The sequence below is a fragment of the Actinomycetota bacterium genome (genome assembly GCA_018830725.1).
In the GTDB taxonomy this organism is placed as follows: Bacteria; Actinomycetota; Humimicrobiia; order JAHJRV01; family JAHJRV01; genus JAHJRV01.
On the sequence record JAHJRV010000102.1, the window covers coordinates 1 to 4,920 of the forward strand.

At 30.7% G+C, this 4,920-nt stretch carries 5 protein-coding genes; 1 reads left to right on the plus strand and 4 read right to left on the minus strand.

What is annotated here, in order from left to right:
* The coding region (locus tag KKC53_05025; GenBank protein MBU2598522.1) for an aldehyde ferredoxin oxidoreductase at positions 1 to 940 on the minus strand (940 nt) is incomplete at its 3' end.
* A gap of 233 nt (positions 941 to 1,173) precedes the next feature.
* Here KKC53_05025 and KKC53_05030 point away from each other — a divergent pair.
* On the plus strand, positions 1,174 to 1,977 hold the full coding sequence (locus tag KKC53_05030) for a slipin family protein (protein MBU2598523.1): 804 nt from the start codon (positions 1,174 to 1,176) through the stop codon (positions 1,975 to 1,977).
* Positions 1,978 to 2,208: 231 nt separating this feature from the next.
* On the opposite strand, the gene KKC53_05035 is transcribed toward KKC53_05030, so the two are convergent.
* The 3 genes from KKC53_05035 to KKC53_05045 all read right to left on the minus strand — a co-directional run.
* A complete protein-coding gene (locus KKC53_05035; protein ID MBU2598524.1) occupies positions 2,209 to 3,450 on the minus strand; it encodes an MFS transporter in 1,242 nt (413 codons plus the stop codon).
* A 142-nt stretch (positions 3,451 to 3,592) separates the two neighbouring features.
* Positions 3,593 to 3,799, minus strand: a complete 207-nt coding sequence (locus KKC53_05040) for a hypothetical protein (protein MBU2598525.1) — start codon at positions 3,797 to 3,799, stop codon at positions 3,593 to 3,595.
* Positions 3,800 to 3,928: 129 nt separating this feature from the next.
* On the minus strand, positions 3,929 to 4,920 hold a 992-nt coding region (locus KKC53_05045), incomplete at its 5' end, for an ArsR family transcriptional regulator (GenBank protein ID MBU2598526.1).

Genomic DNA, 4,920 nt, shown 5'->3' on the forward strand with positions numbered 1-4,920 from the left:
AACCAAAACAAGCTTTCTTATTTATAAGGATGGTTTCAGACATGTTCATTCCAGATAATTCTTCTGCTCCTTCATCCCACACTCCTAAATTCCAATTTTTTATTGGAACATCACCAAGAAGCATAAAAATTGGTAAGCCACAATCTGTGCCAAATTCCTTTAGTACCTGTACTATAATATTTTCTCTTTGCTTTTCAATTATATTTTTTCTTAACTTATCAATCTTTTTAGGATCTGCAAATTCTATACTTTTTGTTCCCTTAACTCCGATTGCCTTTAAATTTTTACCACCCATAACAGCACCAAGACCACATCTTCCTGCATAATTTCCAGGTTCATTAGCTATATTTGCAAATAAGACTTTATTTTCACCAGCAATACCGATAGACAATGATGTTGCGACTCCTTCTTCTTTTTTTAAAATATCATATACTTCATAAGTATCTTTATTCCAAAACTTTAATGCATCCTTTATCTCAACATTACCATCAACAATTTTTATAAATACTGGAGAATCAGATGCACCTTTTATTACTATCCCATCAAATCCAGCTTTTTTTAACTGAATACCAAAGCTTCCTCCACATGAAGCTTCCCCCCATATACCTGTAAGTGGAGATATAGAACAAACTGAAAATCTTGTTGCACAGCCAGGGAGTCTTGTTGCAGTTAAAGGACCAGTCATAAAAATTAATAAATTCTCAGCTGATAATGCGTAATTTGGTGATATTAAATCTTTGGATAATAACTCACTTTTTGATGATAATAAATTTTTATTTGATAATGTTTTAACTTTAAAATTATAATTATCAAAAAGTATTTTTGCAGCTAATCCTGTTCCACCAAGATATTTCCTGTAAAGTTCCTCTTTAATAATTAACTCTTTAAATCTTTTTAAAGTTAAATCAACTTCCAGTATTTTCCCGTTATAACCCTTCAATTATTTCTCCCCTCTATAATTTTTTATATTTATGAAGAATTTAGGTTAAAAATTATATAAGATACTTTGATATATAATATATTTATTTTTATATGTGTTACAAGAATATTTAATCTTTAAGGGTGTAAAGGTAAAATTTGCAAATTTTTTAATATGATTATAATATACTAAAATGTAAATGTAATTTGTTATTCAAAATATATTTTAAAATATTAAAAAATAGGAGGTGAAATATGAATATTATAGGAAGAATAATTGCTATTCTTTTTGGTGGCTTTGTTCCGATAATAATTTTATTGGGAATTATAATTTTAGCTTCTCTGAAACAGATAAATCAGTATGAGCGTGGAGTGAAATTCACAATGGGAAGATTCACTAGTATTGTAGAACCTGGCTGGCGAATCGTCTGGCCAATATTTCAGAGTATGAAAAAAGTTGACATACGAACAAAAGCTGTCGAAGTTCCTGATCAGGAAGCGATGACAAAAGACAATATTCAGACAACGATTTCTGCTGTTGTTTATTATAAAGTTGTTGATGCTGCAAAATCTATTCTTGAGGTTGAAAACTTCTTCTGGGCAGTTTCACAATTAGCTCAAACATCAATGAGAAATGTTATTGGAGAAGTAGCCTTAGATGACCTATTGACTCAAAGAAATGTAGTAGCTGAAAGAATAAAAAATCTAGTAGATGAATCTACAGAAGAATGGGGAATTGATATCATATCAGTTGAGCTAAAAGATATTAAAGTGCCAGAATCAATGATAAGAACAATGGCAAAACAGGCAGAAGCTGAGAGAGAGAAAAAAGCAACAATCATCGCTTCAGAAGGTGAGGTAATAGCTGCTGTTAATTTGGCTAAAGCAGCAAGAACAATGGCAGAAGTTCCAGGAGCTCTTCATTTAAGAACTCTAAACTCTATTAATGACATATCATCAGATCAGTCTAATACAATTATTTTTGCAGTTCCATTAGAAGTATTAAGAGCAGTAGAAGGTTTGGGCAAGAAATTTCTTAAATCTGAGAAATCAGAGTAGATGTTCTTTTTAGAATTAGATATTTAAATAGACATTCCTATTAAAAATTTAGAGATTTAAAAAATCAGAAATAGAGCAGAGTATTAATAATTATAGATATTCTGCTCTATTTCATTAATTGTATTGTTAAATTAAAAAATATTTTTTATATTCCTATAAAACTTTAATAAAATATATCTTAGAAAAGTAAATAATGTCTATTCTTCTATTACACTACTGTTCTTTAACATTCTAAGTTCTTAATTTCTTTTCAGATCCTCTAAAGAAAGAAATAAAGGTTATCGCGGAAATCAAATAAAATACAAAGCATATAAAAAATGGGAAATTATATCCATAATTTTTCATTAATATTCCAGAATAGGATGAAGAAATCGCCCATGCTAATCCCCAAATAAATGATATATACCCACTTGCTATACTCTTCTCTTCATCTGGTACAGCCTCCATCACAAAGGTGGTATATATTGGACTTGCAATATTCATTAGAACTTGTCTAATTATAAAAAAAATAGCAACTAATGTTAAATTTGGAATCAATGCAATCATCAATAGAAAGGGAAGAGATGAGATTTGCAAGATTCCAATACTCATAACTTTTCCAAATCTTTCGGTTACAAAGGGAGTTAAAAAAGAAGCTACTCCTGTTATAAATGAACCTAATGCAAAGATAATACCAATCTGATAAACATTAGCATTTAAATGTTCTTTAAAAAAAACATTTAAAAAAGGCATAACTGAACCAGCTCCTAAGGAAAGAAGTAAATGTGGTAATAATAATTTAATATATAATTTGGAAAACATCATTTTAAAAGTTCTTTTACTTAATTTATTAAGAGAAGTAACATTATCTTTCTGTATTTTTAGGATTGGAATTAATCCAATAGCTGAAATTAGAGCACCTGAGAGCAGTGACAAACGATAAATAATAATATCATCTGTTAAAGAAGTAAAAACTTCAAATAATTTGGGGAAATACCCTCCAATTACATTTCCTATAACTGATCCAATCATCATTAGTCCAAAGGAAAATCCAAAAAGATGGGTTCTTTCAACCTTAGTGCTGAATTTAGTTAAAAATGGATTTCTAATTACCATTATTATAGAAAAGGTAAATCCTAAGGCAATATTAAAGATAATTAGTAAGAAATAATTAGTAGTAACTGAAAGTAGAATAATAAATAAAATAAATAAAGAATAACTAATAATTAAAGGTCTTTTCAATCCAAATCTATCTATAATAAAAATAGATGGTATTGCTATGAGAGCAATAGCAATGTTATTCCATGCTATTAAATAACCGATAAAATCTACATCATAACCTATTTGTAAAATGTAAAGATTAAATAATAATGAAAAGATCCCATATCCAATAAAACGTAATAAAACATTTGTAAGTAAGAGTTTAGCATTAGCTTTAAATAATTTAATTGTTTTTAGATACTCTCTTAATTGAATTTTTACATCAGTAATCATAATTTCAAATTTGTTCCAAAAATTGTAATATTTCTCCAAGTATTTTTATTGAACTATCTAAGATCACCCCTATTTATTTGTATTTTTTACAATAATATTTTTCAATAATTTTTTAGAAGAATCTTAGAGATATTAAATTTCATTACATATCACAGCTGTAAGCACCTTTCCAACGCCAACATTCATGGTCTACAACTTTTTTATTTAAATGTTTAGCTTTTTTGGCGTATCCGTTTCTATCAAGCGCTATCCTTAACTCACTTATTAGTTCATCAACTGTTAGACCATTTCTTAATCCACGCTCAACTGCTTTGCCAAGGATTTTTCGTGCCCGTTTCTTGCGGATCAATTTATTAATTTGTCTATTAACTTCAGCAGTTGTGATTAACTCACGATGCTTCTCTCTAGCAATGATTTCTAAATTAAAAATGCTTTGCATATCTTACCACCTCCATTGTGGCTATTAATTTTAAAATTTTTATTTGAAGTTACTATCTTCGTCTTTTATCTTTCCTTTCTCTAAAAAACCCTTTAGTGAGGTAAAAGCTGCTGCTACTGCATCAGAACGAGCAGCATAACGTTTTACTTTTCCACCTTCTTCTATTCCTAATGTCAGTTTCACAAGCCCTGCTAAGCGTAGAATCTTTAGGTGATGAATCACAGTTGGTGCACGTAAACATAAACGGCGAGAGAGTTGCGATTGAGTAAGAGGTTTCTCTATTAGATAATGCAGTATAGATAACCTTGTTGGATCAGACAATGCTTTCAATGCTCTTAACAATGCATCTGGTACGTCTTCTCCTGGTATAAGTGATTCATCTTGTGGTTTTGCGCCAAATAGAAATATCCAACGCTTAACACTCGCTTTCCCATAATACATCAGTGGAGTGCACCAATACGATGGTGCAAGCACAAACTCAGCTGCTTTAGGTAATTCAGTAAAATGCAATCCTTGCGATAGTTCCTCCAATAAATCTGGCAACTCCAACTGCTCTGATAATTTCTGCGCATTTGATAGTGCTCCTTGTAAAGCAGGACTAATACGCTTTTCCTCTGTTGTAAAAAAGACCTCCTGATATGTACGCAGTGCTTCCAAGTAACGTTCACCAAATTCCTCAGCATTAGCCCATAATCCCAAGATATTTAAAAGTTCTTTAGTAGATAGAGGTGATTTCTTTTTCTTACTACATTCTTCAGCATAAGCAGCCTTGAGAAACTTTTGCTCCTTTTCATTCCATTTTCCTCTTTTAGCTATACCCTTTAGCATTTCCACTACTTCTGATGACTTATCAGGGTCAAAAGCCAAAACAGGTAATCGTTCCCCTGGTGGAATCTGTCGCAAGACATATAAAACAGTAAAGCTGTCTTTAGGATCTGGAAGTGTGTTTATCCAGTGAAATGGCACTTTAAATAGTAACTGACTCTGCTCTAAAGTTTCTCGATTTTTTACTGGGAGTCGTGCTCTCATTC